The organism is Comamonas odontotermitis, from assembly GCF_020080045.1.
GTDB lineage: Bacteria > Pseudomonadota > Gammaproteobacteria > Burkholderiales > Burkholderiaceae_C > Comamonas > Comamonas odontotermitis.
This window is the reverse complement of record NZ_CP083451.1, coordinates 321,056-341,569: the sequence shown is the minus strand read 5'-3', so window position 1 is coordinate 341,569 and position 20,514 is coordinate 321,056. Positions and strand designations below refer to the sequence as shown.

21 protein-coding genes are annotated in these 20,514 nt (G+C 64.2%); 10 read left to right on the top strand and 11 right to left on the bottom strand.

Annotated elements, in window-relative coordinates:
- Together LAD35_RS01500 and alr are read right to left on the bottom strand one after the other, a co-directional pair.
- Window positions 1-585, bottom strand: coding sequence for a TetR/AcrR family transcriptional regulator (locus tag LAD35_RS01500; protein WP_224151003.1), 585 nt, complete (start codon window positions 583-585; stop codon window positions 1-3).
- A gap of 179 nt (window positions 586-764) precedes the next feature.
- Complete coding sequence (gene alr, locus LAD35_RS01495; RefSeq protein WP_224151002.1) at window positions 765-1,868, bottom strand: alanine racemase; 1,104 nt, start codon at window positions 1,866-1,868, stop codon at window positions 765-767.
- A 366-nt stretch (window positions 1,869-2,234) separates the two neighbouring features.
- On the opposite strand from alr, the gene lplT reads away from it, so the two are divergent.
- The 3 genes from lplT to LAD35_RS01480 all read left to right on the top strand — a co-directional run bounded on the left by lplT (window position 2,235) and on the right by LAD35_RS01480 (window position 5,059).
- A complete protein-coding gene (gene lplT / locus LAD35_RS01490; RefSeq protein ID WP_224151001.1) occupies window positions 2,235-3,539 on the top strand; it encodes a lysophospholipid transporter LplT in 1,305 nt (434 codons plus the stop codon).
- A gap of 128 nt (window positions 3,540-3,667) precedes the next feature.
- Entirely contained in the window at window positions 3,668-4,549 is an 882-nt protein-coding gene (locus LAD35_RS01485) for a DMT family transporter (RefSeq protein WP_224151000.1), read from the top strand.
- 9 nt (window positions 4,550-4,558) lie between these two features.
- Entirely contained in the window at window positions 4,559-5,059 is a 501-nt protein-coding gene (locus tag LAD35_RS01480; protein WP_224150999.1) for a glutathione peroxidase, read from the top strand.
- A 313-nt stretch (window positions 5,060-5,372) separates the two neighbouring features.
- Here LAD35_RS01480 and LAD35_RS01475 read toward each other — a convergent pair whose 3' ends face one another.
- The 6 genes from LAD35_RS01475 to LAD35_RS01450 all read right to left on the bottom strand — a co-directional run bounded on the left by LAD35_RS01475 (window position 5,373) and on the right by LAD35_RS01450 (window position 11,404).
- Entirely contained in the window at window positions 5,373-6,455 is a 1,083-nt protein-coding gene (locus LAD35_RS01475; protein ID WP_224150998.1) for a ProQ/FINO family protein, read from the bottom strand.
- 200 nt (window positions 6,456-6,655) lie between these two features.
- Window positions 6,656-7,435, bottom strand: a complete 780-nt coding sequence (locus LAD35_RS01470; RefSeq protein WP_224150997.1) for an SDR family oxidoreductase — start codon at window positions 7,433-7,435, stop codon at window positions 6,656-6,658.
- A gap of 2 nt (window positions 7,436-7,437) precedes the next feature.
- Window positions 7,438-8,469 (bottom strand): 2Fe-2S iron-sulfur cluster-binding protein, encoded by a 1,032-nt coding sequence (locus LAD35_RS01465; protein ID WP_224150996.1) that lies wholly within the window; start codon window positions 8,467-8,469, stop codon window positions 7,438-7,440.
- Window positions 8,470-8,532: 63 nt separating this feature from the next.
- Entirely contained in the window at window positions 8,533-9,009 is a 477-nt protein-coding gene (locus LAD35_RS01460) for a GlcG/HbpS family heme-binding protein (protein ID WP_184704932.1), read from the bottom strand.
- 37 nt (window positions 9,010-9,046) lie between these two features.
- Window positions 9,047-10,504 (bottom strand): aldehyde dehydrogenase family protein, encoded by a 1,458-nt coding sequence (locus LAD35_RS01455; RefSeq protein ID WP_224150995.1) that lies wholly within the window; start codon window positions 10,502-10,504, stop codon window positions 9,047-9,049.
- Between the two features lie 162 nt (window positions 10,505-10,666).
- Entirely contained in the window at window positions 10,667-11,404 is a 738-nt protein-coding gene (locus LAD35_RS01450) for a TenA family transcriptional regulator (protein WP_184704936.1), read from the bottom strand.
- A 304-nt stretch (window positions 11,405-11,708) separates the two neighbouring features.
- Here LAD35_RS01450 and LAD35_RS01445 point away from each other — a divergent pair, with 304 nt between their 5' ends.
- The 5 genes from LAD35_RS01445 (at window position 11,709) to LAD35_RS01425 (ending at window position 14,574) form a co-directional block, all read left to right on the top strand.
- Complete coding sequence (locus tag LAD35_RS01445; RefSeq protein WP_224150994.1) at window positions 11,709-12,032, top strand: 2Fe-2S iron-sulfur cluster-binding protein; 324 nt, start codon at window positions 11,709-11,711, stop codon at window positions 12,030-12,032.
- A 17-nt stretch (window positions 12,033-12,049) separates the two neighbouring features.
- Window positions 12,050-12,370: a ferredoxin gene (locus tag LAD35_RS01440; RefSeq protein WP_224150993.1), complete on the top strand. Its 321-nt coding sequence runs from the start codon at window positions 12,050-12,052 to the stop codon at window positions 12,368-12,370.
- A 16-nt stretch (window positions 12,371-12,386) separates the two neighbouring features.
- On the top strand, window positions 12,387-12,677 hold the full coding sequence (locus LAD35_RS01435) for a 2Fe-2S iron-sulfur cluster-binding protein (protein WP_184704942.1): 291 nt from the start codon (window positions 12,387-12,389) through the stop codon (window positions 12,675-12,677).
- Window positions 12,674-13,420, top strand: a complete 747-nt coding sequence (locus tag LAD35_RS01430) for a sulfite exporter TauE/SafE family protein (RefSeq protein WP_224150992.1) — start codon at window positions 12,674-12,676, stop codon at window positions 13,418-13,420. The genes LAD35_RS01435 and LAD35_RS01430 overlap by 4 nt, the downstream gene beginning before the upstream one ends.
- Before the next feature lie 224 nt (window positions 13,421-13,644).
- Window positions 13,645-14,574 (top strand): ornithine cyclodeaminase family protein, encoded by a 930-nt coding sequence (locus LAD35_RS01425; protein WP_224150991.1) that lies wholly within the window; start codon window positions 13,645-13,647, stop codon window positions 14,572-14,574.
- A 45-nt stretch (window positions 14,575-14,619) separates the two neighbouring features.
- Here LAD35_RS01425 and LAD35_RS01420 read toward each other — a convergent pair whose 3' ends face one another.
- Window positions 14,620-15,273 carry a GntR family transcriptional regulator gene (locus tag LAD35_RS01420; protein WP_184705248.1) on the bottom strand — a complete coding sequence of 218 codons (654 nt, stop codon included), beginning with the start codon at window positions 15,271-15,273 and terminating at the stop codon, window positions 14,620-14,622.
- 271 nt (window positions 15,274-15,544) lie between these two features.
- Complete coding sequence (locus LAD35_RS01415; RefSeq protein ID WP_224150990.1) at window positions 15,545-15,772, bottom strand: hypothetical protein; 228 nt, start codon at window positions 15,770-15,772, stop codon at window positions 15,545-15,547.
- 371 nt (window positions 15,773-16,143) lie between these two features.
- Here LAD35_RS01415 and LAD35_RS01410 point away from each other — a divergent pair, with 371 nt between their 5' ends.
- Together LAD35_RS01410 and LAD35_RS01405 are read left to right on the top strand one after the other, a co-directional pair.
- On the top strand, window positions 16,144-17,682 hold the full coding sequence (locus LAD35_RS01410; protein WP_224150989.1) for a hypothetical protein: 1,539 nt from the start codon (window positions 16,144-16,146) through the stop codon (window positions 17,680-17,682).
- A 1-nt stretch (window position 17,683) separates the two neighbouring features.
- Window positions 17,684-19,156, top strand: coding sequence for a gamma-glutamyltransferase family protein (locus tag LAD35_RS01405; RefSeq protein ID WP_224150988.1), 1,473 nt, complete (start codon window positions 17,684-17,686; stop codon window positions 19,154-19,156).
- 70 nt (window positions 19,157-19,226) lie between these two features.
- Here LAD35_RS01405 and glcF read toward each other — a convergent pair whose 3' ends face one another.
- Entirely contained in the window at window positions 19,227-20,495 is a 1,269-nt protein-coding gene (gene glcF, locus LAD35_RS01400; protein ID WP_224150987.1) for a glycolate oxidase subunit GlcF, read from the bottom strand.
- Window positions 20,496-20,514: the final 19 nt, after the last annotated feature.

The window sequence follows — 20,514 nt, the reverse complement described above, 5'->3', positions numbered from 1 at the left end:
TTAGCGCGCCTCTTGCGCGGCGGGCCGCAGCCCTTCGGTGATCAGGAGCCAGGCACGGTCGCTCAGCGCCAGGCGCTCCTGCGGCGTCTGGCCGCGCCGCGCGGCGCTGAACATGCCCACGATCAACAGCAGGTCGGCGGGCTGCAGATCGGCCCGGCACAGGCCCGCCTGCACGGCGCGCGAGAGCAGCGGCTCGACGACGCCCAGCAGGCGTTCGCGCAGGTCCTGCACCAGCGGGTTGTCCTGCGGCAGCGAGCGCCAGTAATCCGTCACCGGCACGGTCAGCACCGCTTCGCGCGCCCACAGGCGCAGAAATTCGAACAGCGCGCCGTCGCCTTCACTGACCTGCAGCCGCCGGGCCTTTTCGTCCAGACGGTCCACGATGTGCCACAGCAGCGCAGCAATCAAGGCGGTACGGTCCGCAAAATTGCGGTAGAGCGTGGTGCGACTGACGCCGGCGCGCTCGGCCACCACGTCCAGCGCCACGGTCACACCCTGCTCGGTGAATACGTGCAGGGCCGCTTCCAGCAGCTGGCTGCGGTGGGCCAGCGCATCGCTGCGGGGTTGGCGTTCTCGGGTGTTCATAGGTATGCAAATGGTTTATCCGTACAAAACTGTACGTTAAACGGCATATCTCTGCACTAACCCTGTTGCAGCCAGGGAAAACCCGCATTCATTCAAAGGCTTCAGCAACTATCAAAAAAATAGCTGCCGGCGCCCACTCATTGGGCGCCAGGCAGCTTTATGGCTAGGATGAATGGAGGCTAGCGGCCGTCGACCACCATCGGCACGCGCGGGGCCACTGCACACATCAGTTCGTAGCCCACGGTGCCTGCCGCCTGCGCCACTTCGTCGATGGGAAGCACGGCGCCATTCGAGGCACGGCCCCACATCGTGACCTCGCTGCCAAAGCCCGCATCGGCAATGCCTGTCAGGTCCACCGTGATCATGTCCATGCTGACACGGCCCACGAGGCGCGAGCGCTGGCCATTCACCAGCACCGGCGTGCCGGTGCCGCAGTGGCGCGGGTAGCCGTCGGCATAGCCGCAGGCGACAACGCCGATGCGCATGGGCTGCTCGGCGGTAAAGCGCGAGCCATAGCCCACGGTGTCCCCCGGCTGGAGGTTCTGCACCCCGATCACCTTGGTGGACAGGGTCATCGTCGGCTGCAGGCCCCAGTCATCCACGGTTTTTTCGGGGAAATCCGGCGCGCTGCCGTACAGCAAAATGCCGCCGCGCACCCAGTCGCCGCGTGCCTGGGCGGGCATGTCGGGGTAGCGCAGCATGGCAGCGCTGTTGCAGATGGAGCGCTCACCGGGCAGATCGCGGGTGGTTTCTTCAAACACGGCAAGCTGGGGGCCGATGCCCTTGGCGGAATCGGCATCGCTGAAATGGGTCATGAACGAGATTTCGTCCACCTGGGGCAGCGCATTGAGGCGCGCCCAGGCCGAGCGGTAGCGCTCGGGCGTGAAGCCCAGGCGGTTCATGCCCGAGTTCATCTTCAGGAAGACGCGGTGCGGCTGCTGCGTCTTGTGGGCGGCCAGCCAGTCGATCTGCTGGTCGCAGTGCACGGCGTGCCACAGGTTCAGGCGCGAGCACAGTTCCAGATCGCGCGCGTCAAAAACGCCTTCAAGCAGCAAAATAGGCCCGCGCCAGCCCAGATTGCGGATGCGTTCAGCCTCCGAAGGCTCCAGCAGCGCAAAACCATCGGCGGCGCGCATGCCCTCAAACACGTTTTCAATACCATGACCGTAAGCGTTCGCTTTCACCACGCACCATAATCTGGCGTCATGTGCGGCCTGTCTGGCGCGCGCCAGGTTATGTTGCACAGCAGCGGTATGAATGGTGGCTAGAATGGGACGCGGCATGGAGAAGACTCACAACAAGACAATGGAAAACCTCAGGGGCGTTGTCACCGGTGCCCTGCAGCGGCGCGAAGAGATCGTCCGCTGACACAAGCCAGCAAATCGCAGATTTGCGGTTGAGACCAAGCGCCGGGCCACGTCAGGCCGGGCAGCGTCAGGCGAAGCCGCAGGCAGTACAAAACCGTACGAAAAGGCCAGGCGCCCCCGACGTAGCAACGACATACAAGGGTTGTGTTAGCGGATCTAAGTGAAAACGCCTTGATATTCTGGCACCTTGCCGGCCACCCTGCGTGCTATAACCACGCCTGCTTGCCCGCAGCTTGCATATATTTCTCGCGCCATTAGCCCACCTTATCTTTCTCCTATCGAATGAAGCGCGGTTTCTACACCATCATGTCGGCGCAGTTTTTCAGCTCGCTGGCCGACAATGCACTGTTCGTGGCGGCGGTTGACCTGTTGATCAATGCCGGCGCTCCCGAGTGGCAGCGCGCCGCCCTGGTGCCCATGTTTGCCCTGTTCTACGTGGTGCTGGCGCCTTTTGTGGGTGCATTTGCCGATGCGTATCCCAAGGGCAAGGTCATGTTTGTCAGCAACGCCATCAAGGTGGTGGGATGCTTTCTGATGCTGTTCGGCTCCCATCCGCTGATGGCCTACGCCGTGGTGGGCCTGGGAGCGGCCGCTTACTCTCCCGCCAAGTACGGCATCCTGACCGAGCTGCTGCCCCCCAGCCAGCTGGTGCGTGCCAATGGCTGGATCGAGGGGCTGACGATCACCTCCATCATCCTGGGCGTGCTGCTGGGCGGGCAACTGGTGGGTGTGCAGGTGTCGAGCTGGCTGCTGTCGTTCGATCTACCGCTGATCGATACCCCCATCGACACACCGTCGGAAGCGGCCATCTGCGTGATCGGCCTTCTGTACGCCATCGCCGCCTGGTTCAACACCCGCATTCCGCGCACCAACACCGAGCTGGTGCCGCTGCGCCAGGATGCGTCGCGCAGCATGGCCTCCAACATCATGGACCTGCTGCCGGACTTCTGGCAGTGCAATGGTCGCCTGTGGCGAGACAAGCTCGGCCAGATCTCGCTCGCCACCACCACCTTGTTCTGGGGGGTTTCCGGCAACCTGCGCTACATCGTGCTGGCCTGGAGCGCCGTGGCCCTGGGCTACAGCACCACCAAGGCGTCTGCGCTGGTGGGCGTGGTCGCCATCGGCACGGCCGTGGGCGCGGTGCTGGCATCGATGCGCATGAAGCTCGATGGCGCCACCAAGGTCATCCCGCTGGGCATCGCCATGGGCTTGCTGGTGGTGTGCATGAACTTCATCCACAACATCTGGCTGGCCGTACCCTTCCTCATCGTGCTGGGTGGCCTGGGCGGGTTCCTCGTGGTTCCAATGAATGCCCTGCTACAGCACCGCGGCCACAACCTGATGGGATCGGGCCGCTCGATTGCCGTGCAGAACTTCAACGAGCAGGCCTGCATCCTGGCGCTGGGCGTGGTCTACAGCCTATTCACCAAGATGGGCCTGTCGGCCTATGGCGCCATCACCTGCTTCGGCCTGCTGGTCGCGGGCATCATGTGGCTGATTGGCCTGTGGCACCGGCATAATTGCAAGCAGCACACGCAAGAGGTCGAGCGGCTGCTTGATATCGCCCGCAACGACCACTGCCACTAGCAGGCGAGAGGCGGAAAACGGCAGGCCGCAGGCATTGCCATGCACTGCCATACCGTGGCCACGGGCCATTACCACTACAAAATATATAGCTAATAGCGCTTGACAGACGGGCGCAAGCACCGTTTTTCATGCAAACTGCGCTGCCCTTTCTCGCCCTGATGACCAATGCCCTGATCTGGGGCACGATCTGGTGGCCCTTCCGCCAGCTGCAAGCGCTGGGCGTGCACCCGGTGCTGGGCACGGCGCTGGTGTATCTCATCCTGTTCTGCGGCCTGCTGCTGCTCAAGCCCCATGCGGCAGGCATTGCGCGACGCCACCCCTTGCTGCTGCTGCTCGCCTTCACCTCGGGCACCACCAATGTGCTGTTCAACTGGGCGGCCACCACGGGCGATGTGGTGCGCGTGGTGCTGCTGTTCTATCTGATGCCCGCCTGGTCGGTCTTGCTGGCCTGGTACTTTCTGGGTGAAAAACCCAACAAGTACTCTATCCTGCGCCTCTTCCTTGCCTTCAGCGGCGTGCTGATCGTGATGATTCCGCCCGGCGCCACCTGGGCGAGCCTGACGGCCAACCTCTCCCTGCCCGACCTGCTGGCCATTGCAGGCGGCTTTACCTTTGCCGGAACCAATGTCGTCCTGCGCAGCCAGTACAAGGTGCCGGGTGAGGCGCGCATGCTTGCCATGTTCTTTGGCGGCGTGATCGCGGCCGGGCTGATGTCGCTCCTGGGTCTCTACCTGGGCCGCATTTCGCCTCTGCCTGCGTTGCAATGGGGCTGGCCGCTGATGGTGCTGGTGGTGGCCGTGCTCATCATGCTCAGCAACTGGACGCTGCAATACGGCGCTTCGCGCCTTGCTGCCACCACGGCGGCCGTGGTGATGCTGTCCGAAGTGGTATTTGCCAGCGCGTCGAACGTGCTGATCGAAGGCGCCGTGCTCTCGGGCCGCCTGCTGCTGGGCGGCGCGCTGGTGCTGTCGGCATCGCTGATTGCAGCCATTGAATCCAAGCTGCCGTAACATGCGGGCATGGCGCCCAACACCACCCACTCCGTCAAAGATTTTGTTCTGCATGATGCCAGCGCACAGCCTGTGCCGCTGTCGCGCTATCAAAATCAGGTCCTGCTGATCGTCAACACTGCCACAGCCTGCGGCTTCACGCCGCAACTGGCGGGGCTGGAGGCGCTGCAGCAGCAATACGGCGCCCAGGGCCTGCAGGTATTGGGTGTGCCGTGCAACCAGTTTGGCGCACAGGCGCCGGGCAGCAATGCCGAGATTGCGCAGTTTTGCGAGGTTCGCTTTGCAACCAGCTTTCCCAGCCTGGCCAAGGTGGAAGTGAATGGCCCGCACACCGATGCACTGTTTGCCTGGCTCAAGGCCCAGGCGCCGGGGGTGCTGGGTGGCCGCATTCTGTGGAACTTCACCAAGTTTCTGGTGGGACGCGATGGCCGCACTGTGCAGCGCTTTGCACCAATGACCAAACCCGCCAGGCTGCAGGCGGCGATTGAGCGGGCGCTGTCGGCCCGCTGAGGCACGACATGAAGCACAAGGCGCGAAAGCGCCCTGTGTCTGGCCTCTATTCCAGAATCACCGACTCCAGGCCTGCCGCGATACTGACGAGGCCGACAATCACGCACACCGCGCCCCAGAACTTGCGCAGCCAACGGCGACGGGAGGGGGTGGGGGACATAGGCTTCTCCTGGTTGCTGCCAGTGTACGCGGCAGCAACCACTGCATCAAGCGTGTTTTTGATATGAAAATAGCTGCTGGTGCTCATTGGTAGAGCGCCAGCAGCTATTATTTTTGGAGCAATAGACGCTTTGCTGTCTATTGTGTGTGCTGCTTATTCGGCAGCGGCTTCGCCGTCTTCTGCGGGCTCGGCTGCCACAGGGGCTGCAGCAGGCGCCGCGGCAATGGCCTTGATCTGGGCAGCGCGTTGCAGGTGGCGCTCGGCAGCGGCTGGGTGCATGCCGTACATGTCGGCAAACTCGGCCACGCTCTTGCCGCTGGCAGCGTGGGCAGTAGCCAGCGCCTCGGCCTTGGCATCGAATTCGGCCACTTCCTGCATGGCAGCGCCAAGCAGAGCCTGGGTGGCTTCGTCCTTCACCTGCACACGCTCCAGGAAGGCATCGCGCGACAGGTTGGAGGCGATGTAGGCCATGCCCATACGGCGACGCAGCTTGACCTGCAGGTCTTCACCGTCACGCGGCTTGCGGCGGCGGAAAGCCTCGACCAGCGCGTGGAACACGTGCTCTGGCGCCATGGCTTCCACCACATTGCCTTGCAGATCGTGGCGCGGCTGGCCCATGGCCACGGCGTTCAGGTAGCGCGTGGAGCGCGTGTGCAGGCCCAGCGCCACCTTCAGCTCGTTCTTGTCGAACGCGTCGGGGTGGGCAGCCATCAGATCCTGAAAGATGCCGCGCTTGAGCGGCAGCGGCTGCTCGCCAAAGAGCGCCGGGTACATGCCAGCCAGCTTTTCGACCACCGGGTGGCGTGGGCGGGGAGGCGCCTTGGGCGCGGCAGGGGCCGCATCGCGGCGTGGGCCACGGGGGCCTTGGCCTGCGCCATCGCGGCGGGCACCGTTGCCGGGCTTGTTGCTGCGGCGTGGCTGCTCGTGGCGTTGGCCGGTGCGCGCAGGGCGCTCGCCTGCAGCGCGCTCCTGGCGGGGGGCCGCAGCGGGGGCTTCAGCCTCTGCAGGCGCTTCTGCCACTTCGAGGGCATGGCCCTTGGTGGCAGCGCGCAGCGCATCTGCCATGGCGGAATTCAGCAGTTGCTTGCCACCTGCGGGGCGGTCGGCGCGCGGCTCGCGGCGCTCTTGTTTGCGTTGGCCCTGGTGACGCGTATCACCGCCCGCTGCGGGCGCCGCCGGAGCTGCTTGCGCCGGTGCGGAGGCATCAGAAGGGGTGTTGGAGGTCGGTTCGGTCATATCAACAGGGCTTGCACAGAAAAAAGTGCAGACCCGCCATCAGCGGCTGCACTGGTATAAGATCGTAAACACGTTCTAAAGCAAAACGCCTTGGTCACCCAAGGCAGGACTGCAAGTATAACGAATCACTATTGTCACCAAGTAAGCAGCTGCAAACTTGAGAGGGGTTTGTGGCGACCCGCCAGCGGGCCGTCGGCGCGTCAATACGTGCCCGGGTACTCTCCGCCGTCGATCAGCCAGCTTTGGCCGGTGATGTACCCGGTATGGGCGGATGCGAGGTAGGCAATCAGCGCGCCCACCTCGTCGGGCCTGCCAAAGCGGCCTGCGGGGTTGCCGGCCTCGCGGCTTCTGCGCACCTCTTCCGCTGGTTTTCCGGTCTGCCGGGCGAGCTTGTCGATGTGGCGCGCCTGGGCATCGGTATCGAATGCACCGGGCAGCACGTTATTAATGGTGACGTTGTGGCGCACCGTCTGGCGCGCCAGGCCCGCCACGAAGCCCACCAGGCCCGAACGCGCGCCGTTGGACAGGCCCAGCTCCGCATGCGCGGCCTTCACGCTGCGCGAGACGATGTTGATGATGCGGCCATAGCGGCGCTCCTGCATGCCATCAACCACGCGGCGGATCATGTCGATGGGGCCGACCATCATCATGTCCAGCGCCTGGTGCCAGGTCTCCTGCGTCCATTCGCGAAAATCCCCGGGCGGGTAGCCGTCGGAGTTGTTCACCAGGATATCGGGCTGCGGGCAGGCTGCCAGCGCGGCTTCGCGCCCGGCGTTGCTGGTGATGTCTGCCACCACGTAGCGCACGGTGCGCCCGCAATCCTGCGACAGCGCCTGCGCAGCGCCCTGCAAGGTGGCCTCGGTGCGCGCAGCAATCACCACATCCGCCCCTTCCAACGCAAGGCGGCGCGCTGCCGCATAGCCCATGCCCTTGCTGCCGCCCCATACCAGTGCGGATTTACCGCTCAGTCCCAGATCCATGCTCACTCCTCGTTCATTTCAGCCACCGTGGCCGCTTCGTTCTGGAAGATGAAGCTGTCGCTGTATATCCTGTCCATGGCCGCCCCCGACAGCGCCACCACGGCCTTGGCGTCAGCGATCATGTGGGGCGATCCGCACAGGTAGATCGAATGCTCGGACAGGTCGCCGAAATCTTCGGCAATCGCATCCTGCACATAGCCCCGGCGACCCGTCCAACGGTCCGATGCCCGCGAGAGCACGGGTACAAACGTGAACTCGTACAGGCGGCCCGCCCAGGCCTCGATTTCATCCAGGAGGTACAGATCGGCTTCACAGCGCATGCCCCAGTAGAAGTGGATAGGCGGGCAATCCTCATCGTCCAGCAGCGACTCCAGTATGGCCTTGATCGGCGCAAAGCCGGTGCCGGTGGCGGCAAACACCATGGGCTGGTAGTCGCTTGCGTGGTAGCAGAAGGTGCCGTGCGGCAGCTCTACATCGAACACATCGCCGGGCTGGGCGCTGGCCAGCACGCCTTCGGTAAAGCGGCCACCCGCAATCTTGCGTATCTGCAGCGTGACGCGGTTGCCCTGCGGCGGCGTCGCCATCGAAAAGCTGCGGTGCTCGCCATCAGCTAGGCAGATGTTGAGGTACTGCCCGGCCGCATACTGCACACCATGGCCTTCGGGAAGGTCGAGCGCCAGGTGGTAGATATCGGGCGTGTGCATGCGCAGCTCGGCCACCGTGGCGCGCAGCATAGTCGGCGGCGAGCAGGCCGGGCCGGTTTCCACGCTGATGACCAGGTCCGACTGCGCACGCGCCTGGCAGGCCAGTGCGTAGCCCTGCGCATGCTCTTCCTCCGCCATGGCCAGCGGCAATTCGCCGTCGGCATAGGCAAAACGGCCCTCTTCCACCTTCATGCGACAGGTGCCGCAGCCGCCAAAGGTGCAGTCGTGCGGCAGGCTCACGCCCTGGCGCGTGGCGGCGTCCAGCACCGACTCGTCCGCGCCCACCTCAAACGATTGCTGCGTCTGCAGCCACAGTACGTGGTAGTTCATTGCACACCCCGCGCTCCATTGGTTCAATATGGCTCTAGCGCCCAACTGGCAAGCGCTATTAGCTCACTTTTTGATATCAGCCTGTACCACCACGTCGGCAGCGGCGCCCAGGTGCTCGCGCAGCGCCTGCAAGGCCGCCACACCGCAGGCGGTGTCCTGCTCGCCGTTGCCGCCCGACAGGCCCACGCCGCCGATCACTTCGCCATTGACGACGATGGGGTAGCCCCCGACAAAGACCGCAAACTTGCCTTCAAAGCTCCACTGAATGCCGAAGGCTTCGTTGCCCGGCAGGGCGGGGCCGTTGGGTGCCGTGTTGAACAGATGCGTCGAGCGCTTGTGGCCGGCAGCGGTGAAGGCCTTGTTCCACGCAATCTGCGGGCCGGTGACACGGGCGCCGTCCATGCGTTCGAGCACCAGCGGAAAGCCGCCTTCATCGGTGATGCAGACGGATTCGGGCACGCCGATCTCCTGGGCCTTGGCCAGGGCTGCGCGGGCCATCACGCGGGCTTCTTCCAGTTCGAGTTTCAGTGCGGATTTCATGGGTGTATTCCTTTTCTTGGGATGGCTGTCGCGCCGCTCAGACGCCGCGGTACACGGTCTTGACCTGGGTGAAGAACTCCAGCCCGGCACGGCCCGACTCGCGGAAGGTCGATGTGCTGGAGTTCTTCAGCCCGCCAAAGGGCGCATTCACCAGGTTGCCGGTGGTGGTGCGGTTGATCTTGACGGTGCCGGACTGGATCTCGTTCGTGAACACGTGCATATAGCGCGGGTTGTTCGTCACGATGCTGGCCGACAGGCCGTATTCGGTGTCATTGGCCGTGGCCAGGGCTTCATTGAAATCGGCCACCTCGATGATGGCCAGCACCGGGCCGAAGATTTCTTCCTGGGCGATGCGCATGCTGTTTTTCACATCGGTGAACACGGCAGGCGAGACGTAGTAGCCATGCTCGAACGCCGGGCCCGTCAGGCGATCGCCGCCGCACAGCAGGCGCGCTTCGCCCTTGCCGATGGCGATGTACCGGAGTACGGTCTGCAACTGCTTTTCGGTCGCCAGCGGCCCCAGGTCCATGCCCGACTCCATGCCGTCACCGATCTTGAGCGCCGCCACGCGGGCGAGCAGTTTCTCGGTAAAGGCCGCCTTGACGCTGGGCACCACCAGAATGCGGCTGGTGCCGGTGCAGGCCTGGCCGGTGAGCGAGAAACCGCCCTTGACCGCCAGGTCAACGGCCAGGTCCAGATCGGCGTCTTCCATCACGAGCAGCGGGTTCTTGCCGCCCAGCTCCATTTGCAGGCGGGTCGTCAGGTGCACGGTGCGGTGGATCTGCGCGCCCGCCGTGGTCGAGCCCGTGAACGAGATCGCGCGGATATTGCTGGAATTGGTGATGACCGGCCCCACCTCGCCAGCGCGCCCGGTGACGCAGTTGACCACGCCTGCAGGAATGCCCGCCTTCTCCAGCGCTTCCACCAGGCGGATGCCCGAGAGCGGCGCATCGGACGAAGGCTTGAACACCACGGTATTGCCGGTGATCAGCGCCGGAGCCAGCTTGCGCGCAGGAATCGAGGCGGGAAAGTTCCACGGCGAGATGACCGTGACCACGCCCAGCGGCTCGCGGTGGCTGAACACATGCATGTTCGGGTCGTCCTGCGGGTAGGTCTCGCCGCCGTAAGTCTGGCCTTCGGTGGCGTAGAAGCGGAAGGTCTGCGCGCTGCGCAGAAACTCGTCCTTGGCCTGGGCAAACTGCTTGCCTTCCTCGCGCGTCAGGTCCTTGGCGAACTGCACGGCGTTCTGCTCCAGGTAGGCCGCCGCGTCATTGAGGATCTTGGCGCGTTTGCCAATCGGCGTCCTGCGCCAGCCATCAAAGGCCTTTTGCGCAGCCTGAACGGCAGCTTCGGCGTCGGCGGGGCCCGAAGCCTGGAAGCGGCCGACCACATCACGGGTATCGGCAGGGTTGAGGTTGTCAAAGGTGCTGCCCAGAAGGCAAGGCACCCAGGCGCCGTCGATGTAGTTCAAAAACGTGTGGACTGTGTCAGCCATGGTGGTTGTTTTTGTGTGATGTGGAGAAGTGGGCCACTGCAGGCAGTGGAGTTCGGGCCTGGGCCCGCCGATGGCCAAGGTGCATGCCGTCTCTCCATCCGCCGGGCACGCGCAGGTGCTGCGCGGCCGGAAGGGTTGCAGTCAGATGGAGAAAGAGACGAATCAGGCAGCCAGCAGCTCTTCTGCGGGAATCTGCAGATCCTTGGCCACGTAGTCGTGGTAGAGCGCCGTGGTGTAGAGCAAGCGCATCTGGGCGCCGATTTCGCAGATGCGCAGGCACTTGGCTTGCAGCTCCGGCGTATTGGCGTGCTCCAGCACGATCTGGTAGCCACGCTCGCCATGGATTTCGTCCGAGACGATGTGCAGGTCGAAGAACTCGACATCCTCGTCGGAGAAGCCGTATTTCTCGCGCAGCGTCGGGGTCTGCTTGCGGTAGATGGAGGGCACCTGCGATTCGAGGCCGACCACGAGGCCCGCAACCGCCACTACCGGGTCTTCGCGCATCGCCACGGCATAGCACCATGACTGCAGGCCACGGGTAGTGGGCGACATGTTGTCGGGGTTGACCACGCGCTCGCGGGTGGTGCCACAGGCCTCGGCAAAGCGGATCAGCAGATCGGTATGGCGGTCGCCACCGATTTCCTCTTCATACATGTTGGCCAGCAGGAAGTCCTTGGCCTCGGTCATGTGGTCTGGCGTGCGGGCATACAGGTAGCCCAGGTAATCGGCAAATGGGCCGACGTAGTGGTAATGGTTCTCGGCCCAGCGAGCCAGATGCTCGCGGCTCAGGCGACCGGTGGCCCAGGCCACGCTGAAAGGGGCCTTGTTGGCGCTCTTGCCCTTGATGGCGTTTTCCAGTGCGGCGCGGAATTCGTCGCGGTTCAGCAGTTTGTTCGTCATGGCGACTCCTCTATGGATGGTGGGTGCGTCGCTGAATCAAACCGAGCCAAGCGACGGAGTTAGAATACTGTATACAACATACCAGGTCAACCATTTCCAGAAATTTCTCACCCCGGTAGTTTCCCTGACTGGCACAGCCAATTCACCCCGATCACCTCACTGGAATTCTGTATTTCTCCTCTGCAGAATGAAAAACAGACACTCCAGCAGAACGCTTGCGCCAATGCGCTCCTCACGTTATCCCTATTGCTCAAAATTTCTTATTTGTATACAGTATACGCAATAGAACTAACGAGGATGTCCCATGCCCCTGATCACGTTTCACAAGAACGGCCAGACCTTCCAGGACGAGGTCAAGGCCGGCTCCAACCTGGTGGTGCGCGCAGGCATCAAGCAGTACCCGTATCCCCACCTGGCCTACCAGTGCGGCATGGGCAAGTGCGCCACCTGCGCCTGCAGGATCATTGCGGGCGCCGAAAACCTGCCGCCCCCGAACTGGAAGGAAAAGAAACAGCTCGGCGACCGTCTGGACCAGGGCTACCGCCTGGCCTGCCAGCTGTGGCTGGAACATGACCTGGAGCTGGAGCAGATCCCGCTGGCTGCCGCCCCTGCCGTATCTGCCGCCTGAACCGAGGAGCCCGCACCATGTTTGTCATCCTCACCAGCAAGCCCGGCCAGTACCGCACCGTGCCAAGCGCCGACATTGAATTGCTGGAAGCCTGGAACTACCAGTTCTATGGCCGCGTGCTGGCCCAGTTCGTGCTCGGCAGACTCCTGCGCGAGACCAAGGTGCAGGTGATTGAAGAGGATGCCTCGGGCACCGTCAACGCCGTGCCCTCCAAGTTTCTGGAGCGTTTTGACACGCTTGCACAGGCGCACGCCGAGTTGCAGCACCTGTGCAACTTCGGCTCGCTCGACGCCCAGCTGATCTCCGTTCCCCTGCCGCAAGCCGCAACCTCTGCCTGACTGCCGGAATCCACACATGCCCACCATCACCTTCGTCACCAATGACAACAAGGCCGTCGAGGCCCCGGACAACAGCAATCTGCTGCGCGTATCGCTGCGCGAAAAAGGCGGCATCCCCTTCAAATGCGGCGGCGGCCTGTGCGGCACCTGCAAGTGCAGGATCGTCGAAGGCCTGGCCAACACCGACGCCGTCAAGCCCAAGGAGCGCAAGCACTTCACTGAAGAGCAGTTCGCCCAAGGCCACCGGCTGGCCTGCCAGACCTTTGTGAATGGCGACATCAGCGTGAGCTGGCAGCTGCCCGCATGATGGCCTGGGCAAGCTTTGCCGAGCAGCTGGGCGCAGGCCGCTACCTGGCCATGGGCCTGATGGTGCTGGCCGGTGCCGCCATGCAGGGCGTGGGCGGCCTGGGCTACGCGATGTTCTGCGCGCCGCTGGCTGCCATTTTCTTTCCGGAGCTGGTGCCCGGCCCGCTGCTGGCCGTGGGCGCGCCGCTGGCCCTGCTGGCCTACCTGCGCGAGCGCGATGCGCTCAACGGCCATGTGGCGGCTGCCACGCTGGCAGGCCGCGTCATCGGCACCTTTGCGGCGACGGGCCTGTTGGTGTATTTCAGCGCCAGCGCCCTCTCCATCTTGTTTGCCGTTCTTATTTTGATAGCAGTCACCCTCAGCACCATCGGCTGGCGGGTGCAACCCACAACGGCCAACCTGTCGATTGCCGGGGTCGCCAGCGGCATCATGGGCACGATAACGGCAGCGGGTGGCCCGCCGTTTGCCATTGCGATGCAGCACCTGGCGCCACCCACCATGCGCTCCACGCTGGGCGTGGTGTTTTTCGCAGGCACCATCGTCTCGATCACGGCTCTCGCCTGGGTCGGCAAGATGGGCGCGCAGGAGTGGCTGTACTTCGCCGTGCTGCTGCCGTGGATGCTGGTGGGATTTTTCGCATCCAACCGGCTGGCGCGCCATGTCTCCAAGACCGCCATTCGCCAATGGCTGTTAGGCACGGCTGCGGTAAGCGCCTGCGTCATTCTGCTCAAGGTCTGGCTCTAGGGAGCCTCTGCAAAACCCTCGCCAGATGGAATGGACGCGGATCGGGATGAGGCGCAAGGCGTCTTTTGAAGGCAATAGCCGTAGCTATTGCCGAGAAAGATAACGCAGCGGATCGCCCGAGACCGCGTTCAGACCACGGCAGGGAGTTTTGCAGAGGTTCCCTAGGAACGCACCTCCAGACGCCTGCCAACCCCACCTCTTTCCCACTCTGAACCATACACACCATGCTGCACATTACCGACGCCATGGTGGACACACTGGTGTCCGCCGACGAAGCCCTTGCCGCCATGCGCACCGCCTTTACCGCCTTTGGCAAGGGCGAGGCTGCGATGCAGGCGCGCGAACGCACCGATGCCGGAGGCGTCAAGCTCTCTACGCTGGGGGCGGTGATTCCCTCGCTGGGCGTGACCGGCGCCAAGGTCTACACCACGATCGCGGGCCAGTTCAATTTTGTGATCCTGCTGTTCTCCACCGAGACCGGCGCGCCTCTTGCCACGATGGAGGCCAATGCCATCACCCGCCTGCGCACCGCCGCAACCACGGTGCTGGCAGCCGAGCACCTGGCTCCTGCCCAACCGCAGCAGCTGTTTCTGTGCGGCGCGGGTGTGCAGGGCATGGCCCATGCGCAGCAACTGGTGCGCCGCCTGGGCCTGCGGCGCATAGCGGTGTTCGACCCTTATGCAGCAGACGACCTGGCTGAGCGCCTCGCGCACCTGACCGGAGCCCAGGTCACCCGCGTGCACGATACCGATGGCGTGGCCGATGCCGAGATCGTCGTCACCGCCTCGCGCTCCAAGGACCCGCTGTTTGCCGGGGAGCGCATTGCAGAAGGCGCCTTTGTGGCGGCGATTGGCTCCAGCCTGCCGCATACGCGGGAGCTCGACGACGCCGCCCTGGCGCGCGCTTCACAGATCGCCGTGGAGTGGAAAAAGCAGGCGCTGGTCGAGGCGGGCGACCTGGTGCTGGCAGACCCGGCGCTGCAGGTGGCCAGCAAGGTGGTGGAGCTGGGCGATATCGTCTGCGGCAAGCAGGCCAGCGCGCGCGGCGGCGCGGGCATTCGCCTCTACAAGGCCGTAGGCGTGGGTCTGGAAGACATCGCGCTGGCCGGTCTTGCCTACCAAAACCACCAGAACTATCAAAAAAAGAGCGCCTAGCGCGCTCTGGGTGGGCGCCAAGGCCCAGTTTTCTACAAAACTATATCAAGGCTCGATGCCCGCCGCGTTGTAGATATGGCGCGCGGCCAGCAGGCCCGCCAGCTCGGGGTCGCCCTTGATCACGGCGCGCAGGATGGCGGCATGCTCTTCCCAGTTCTGCGGCGCACGCTCGCGGCTGCGCGGTGCAAACAGCACGGCAGTGCGGTCGCGCAGGGACAGCATCACCTCTTGCAGCACCGAATTGGCTGCCACCTTGCCCAGCGCGGAGTGAAATTTCTGGTTCAGTGTGGCCAGCACCTCGTCGTCGCCGGAATGGGCGTTTTTCACGCCTTCGGCGAGCAGGGCCTCCAGCTCCGCAATCTGCTGGGGGTCGTGGCGCTTGGCGGCCAGGCGCGCATTGAGCGCTTCAAGCGTGGCGCGCACCTCGACCAGTTCACGCAGCAGATCGCCATGGAATTGGGCCACCGAAGCACCCCGGCGCGGCTCGATGATCACCAGGCCGCTGGAGGCCAGCTGGCGCAGCGCTTCGCGCACGGGCATGCGCGATACCGCAAATTCCTCAGACAGGCGCTCCTCCACCAGGCGCTCGCCCGAGGCCAGCTCGCCCGACATGATCTTTTCGCGCAGCGCTTCCACCAACTGCTGCGTCAGCGGCGAGTGGTTGAGTCCTGTTTTTTTGTCTCCGGTGGCAATGGGCATGAAAGTCGGTCCGATCGATACGTGGTGTTCCCCAGCCCCCGCCAGCCCTGGTAGGGCAGGCAGGTGTGCATCCGCCATGGCAGGCCGATGGCAGCAGCACGGCGCACGCACCCGGCACGATACACCGGCAGCGCGCCACCGCCGAGGCTGAGGCCGCGCATCAGTTTACATGCCCGGGCGGCACTCCACCGGCTTTGGATACAACTCAACCACCTCGTTTTGACGAAGATTCAGAAACTCGCGCGATGTGCTGCCTGCTGCCTTCGCCGGATCAGCGGGCAGAGCGGCGAATTTCTGCGAACGAACGGGTGTCCTGCATGGCCTGTGCCCACAGGCGCTCAGCAGGTATCTCGGCCAGGCGCTTGGCCTGCCAGTTGACGAAAGCAGTCTCGATGCGCGAGAGCAGCGACACCGAGGCAGGCAGCGCTGGCTGCACCACAGCGGTCAGCTGTTGCATGGCGGCTTCGCGGGAGGTGATGGGAAGAGATGCGGATTTCATAGCTCGATGCCCTTGTGTTCCTGGTGTTAACCCTAGTGTATCCAATGTACGAATACAAGAACAACGGCCACGGCAATAACCCCTTCCTATCCATGCTTGCTTGCATGAACAATCAATGCATTGTTTTTAAAGAAAATTTCCAAGACAAATTTTTCAGCTAAATCACAAGGCATGGCACATACAAGGCTTTGGGTGGAATGAAGCACCGTGCCAATCATTCAATTTTGTATACCAAGAATGCAAGAAACAGCATTTAAACCCGGGCTAATTCCATGATGCAGCGCAACATCTCTGGTATTCCCTGATGATTTTTTGCTTTTTTGTATTTAGTATACAAATTGGCTGTTGAATCATACCAAGGAGTAGCCACGATGGATCCGTCAGTTTCAATCGGTGCCGCGCACTGGGCCTATCTGGCCGGGGTGCTGGTCATCATTCTTACCATGGCCTTCCGCGCAAACGTGGTGGTGCCTTCGCTGATTGCCACCATCGTGGTGGCCTTTGCCTGGAGCGGCAGTGCCATCACCGGCATTGGTAGCATTTTCAGTGCCAGCATGGTTGCAGCCAAAGAGCTGTTCAACATCTTCCTGATCATTGCGCTGATGACGGCGCTGCTCAATTCCCTCAAGGATCTGGGCTCGGACATCCGCATGGTCAAGCCGTTTCGCGCAGTCATGAAAAACGGCCACACGGCCTATTTCATACTGGCACTGGTCACCTACCTGATCTCGCTGTTCTTCTGGCCCACCCCGGCCGTGCCGCTGGTGGCCGCCGTGCTGCTGCCCGCTGCCATTGCCGCAGGCCTGCCACCGATAGCAGGGGCCATGGCTATCGCCATTGCCGGCCAGGGCATGGCACTGTCGTCCGACTATGTGATCGGCGTGGCGCCCGGCATCAGCGCCAAGGCTGCAGGCGGCATCAGCGCGGTGGCCGTGGGCGACAAGGCGCTGCTGCTGTCCTGGGTGGTGGGCATGATCGCCCTCTTCCTGTCGTACTTCAAGATCCGCAAATACATCGTGCCGGGCAACAACGCCTTGCTGGAGCGCTGGGAGCTGAACCCCGTCGGCATCAACGCCCAGGTGGAAGGCGGTGGCACCTTCAACAAGGCCGAGATCGCCCAGGGCACGGCACACGACACCGACCTGGGCACCAATTCGGAGCTGGAAGCAGCCCTCAAGAAGACCAGGAGTACCGAGGGTGCCTCCAAATTGTTTGCGGTCATCACACCGCTCGCCTTCCTCATCGTGATTCTGGTCATGCTCGGCCCCAAGTTCATCCAGGGTGCACCTGACCTCAAAGGCGGCGATGCGGCCATGCTGATCGGCGGCGTGGCGGCCTTGCTGATGATCTGGGCCACCACGGCACGTAACGGTTTTCGCAAAATGCTCGACACCGCCGCCGACCACATCACCGACGGCTTCGTCTTTGCCTTCAAGGCCATGGGCGCAGTGCTGCCGATTGCCGGCTTCTTCTTCATCGGTTCGCACGAGACCGCAGGCCCCATCCTGGGCATTGCGCCCGGTCAGCCGGTGCCAGACCTGCTGTTCGAGCTGGTGAAGGCGAGCCAGCACCTGATTCCCGACAGCCAGTTGCTGGTGTCGTTTGGTGTGCTGATCATGGGCATGATTACCGGAATCGACGGCTCCGGCTTCGCGGGCCTGCCGCTGACCGGCACCCTGTCCGGCGCGCTGGGCCCGGCCTCGGGCATGGATGTCTCTGCCCTGGCGGCCCTGGGCCAGATGGGCGCGGTATGGACGGGCGGCGGCACCTTGATCGCCTGGTCGTCACTGATCGCCGTGGCCGGGTTTGCGCGGGTCAATGTGCTGGAGCTGGCCCGCGCCCTGCTCATCCCGGTGGTGCTGGGCCTGATTGCCGCCGTGTTCACCGCCGTGGCGCTCTGGGGTGCCTGAGATGGCTGGCGAATCATTGCTGGGGGTGGTGGGCAGCGGCGCCATGGTGGCGACCGGCCACCCGCTCGCCGCCCAGGCCGCGCAGGCCCAGTTGCTGGCGGGCGGCTCGGCAGTGGACGCCGCCATTGCTGCCGATGCGGTGCTTGGCGTGGTCGAGCCCATGGCCACCGGCGTGGGCGGCGACCTGCTTGCCATGCTGGTGCCCCCAGGGCAGGCGCCCATCAGCTATAACGGCACGGGCCGCGCACCGCTCGGCCTGACTGCAGCCATGGTCGAGGCCTTGCCCGGCCAGAAGATTCCCGAGCGCCATCCGCTCTCCGTCACCACGCCCGGCGCCGTGCAGGGCTGGTGGGATCTGCACCAACGCTATGGCAAGCGCCCCTGGGCCAGCCTGTTCGATGCAGCCGTCGATGCTGCGCGCCATGGCTTTGCGGTGGCGCCCGTGGCTGCACGCGAGTGGACCCTGTTTCAGCAGGTGATCGCCAGCGACCCCGCCAGCGCCGCACTCTACCGCGCGCAGCACCCGCCCCAGGCCGGTGAGCGTTTTGAGAACCCTGCACTGGCCCGGTTGCTGGACGAGATTGCCGCGCAGGGGCCCAGCGCCTTCTACCAGGGCCGCATTCCCCAGGCCGCCGAGCGCGCCATGCAGCACCACGGCGGCGTGCTGACCGCTGCCGACTTTGCGGCGCACCATGGCCACTTCTGCACGCCGGTCAGCACCGATTTCTGCGGCGCCCGGGTGCATGAATGCCCGCCCAACACCCATGGCGTGGCCGTGCTCCATGCCCTGCAGGCCCTGGAGAGCCAGCCACCACAGGCCGACCAGCCCGAAGACGCCGTGCGCATGGTGCAGGCCATGGAAGCGGCCATGGAATATGCCAAGCAGACCGTGGCCGACCCGGCGGGCAACACCGTCTGTACCACCGTGGTCGATGGCGACGGCTTTGCCATCACCTTGATGAGCAGCATCTTCAAACGCTTTGGATCCGGCCTTGCCGTGGCAGAAGGTGGCTTTGTGCTGCAAAACCGGGGCCATGGCTTTGCGCAACCCGGCCATATCAATGGGCCTGCGCCGGGCAAACGCCCCTACCACACAGTGGTGCCGGGCGCGGTGACCCGTAACGGCCAGTTCCTCGCCGTCATCGGCGTGGTGGGCGGCGCCATGCAGCCGCAAGGCCAGGTGCAATTGCTCGCCCGCATGCTGGCGGGTGGCGAAGCCCCGCAGGCTGCACTGAACCGGTCACGCTGGCGACTGGAAGGGCAGCGGGTATTGGCCGTGGAGGCCGGCACGCCAGAAGCAGTCACCGCCGCCCTGCGCGCAGCAGGCTACCGCGAACCGGGCAGCGAGGGTGAGCTGGGCGGGCGCAGCGATTTTGGCGGCGCGCAGTGCATCGTCCGTCTGCCGGATGGGCGGCTTTGCGGCGCCTCCGACCCGCGCAAGGACGGCATGGCCCTGGCCGTTGACCGGCAGTAGCGCAACCTGTATTTGCGACCCCTTCGCAAGGGCCAAGCCCTGAGGCGGCGACCGCAGGTACGGTTATTGGTTAGCGAGCGGTCTGCGCCGCCTGCAGCGCATCGTCGATCACCTCGATCCAGTGGCGCACCGGCACCTCGGTGCCCGCCTGCAGGTGGGTGATGCAGCCGATGTTGGCCGACAGAATGGCGGCAGGCGGTGTTTCCTGGCTGCAGGCCTCGTTCAGGGTATTGATCTTGCGATCGCGCAGCTGGTGCGAAATTTCGGGCTGCAGCAGCGAGTAGGTGCCCGCCGAGCCACAGCACAGGTGCGATTCGACGCGCGAGACGCGAATATCGAACCCCAGGGCCCGCAGGCTGGATTCGACGCCACCGCGCAGCTTCTGGCCGTGCTGCAGGGTGCAGGGCGGATGGTAGGCCAGCGGGGCATCGGGCACCTGCAGCCTGCCTTGCAGGCGCTGCTCCAGCTCCGGCAGCATGGCGGGCAGCAGCTCGCTCAAATCGCGCGCCAGCGCGCTGATGGTGACGGCGCGCTCAGCGTATTCCTTGTCATGCCGCAGCAGATGGCCGTAGTCCTTGACCATGACACCGCAGCCCGAAGCCGTGCTGATGATGGCTTCGATCTGCTGTTTGGCCACCCAGGGCCACCAGGCGTCGATATTGGCGCGCGCCTGCTCCAGTGCGCCCTGTGGGTCGCTCAGGTGTTGCTGCACGGCGCCGCAGCATTTGGCAGCGGGCGTCACCAGCGTCTGGATGCCTACGGCATCGAGCACGCGCGCGGTGGCGGCATTGATGTTGGGCAACATGGCAGGCTGCACACAGCCGGCCAGCATCATCACCTTACGGTCATGCTCGCGCGACGGCCAACGGCCCGCGCTCGGTGCCTTGGGCAGCTTGTCCTTCAAGCCGCCAGGCAGCAGGGGCCTGGCGATGCGGCCCAGCGCCACTGCCGCGCCAAAGGCCTTCGATGTCATGCCTGTGCGCAGCGCCCAGCGGGCGGCGCGCTCGCCCAGTGGGCGCTCCACCTTCTCATCGACGATGTGGCGACCGATGTCCAGCAGCTTTCCGTATTGCACGCCGCTGGGGCAGGTGGATTCGCAGTTGCGGCAGGTCAGGCACCTGTCCAGGTGCTCCTGCGTCTTGCGGGTGGGCTCCTGGCCTTCGAGCACCTGCTTGATCAGGTAGATGCGGCCGCGCGGGCCGTCCAGCTCGTCGCCCAGCAATTGGTAGGTGGGGCAGGTGGCGGTGCAGAAGCCGCAGTGCACGCACTTGCGCAGGATGGCTTCGGCCTCCTGGCCTTCGGGCGTGTTCTTGAACTCGGGGGCTAATTGGGTTTGCATGGTGCAGGGGTACCTGGAT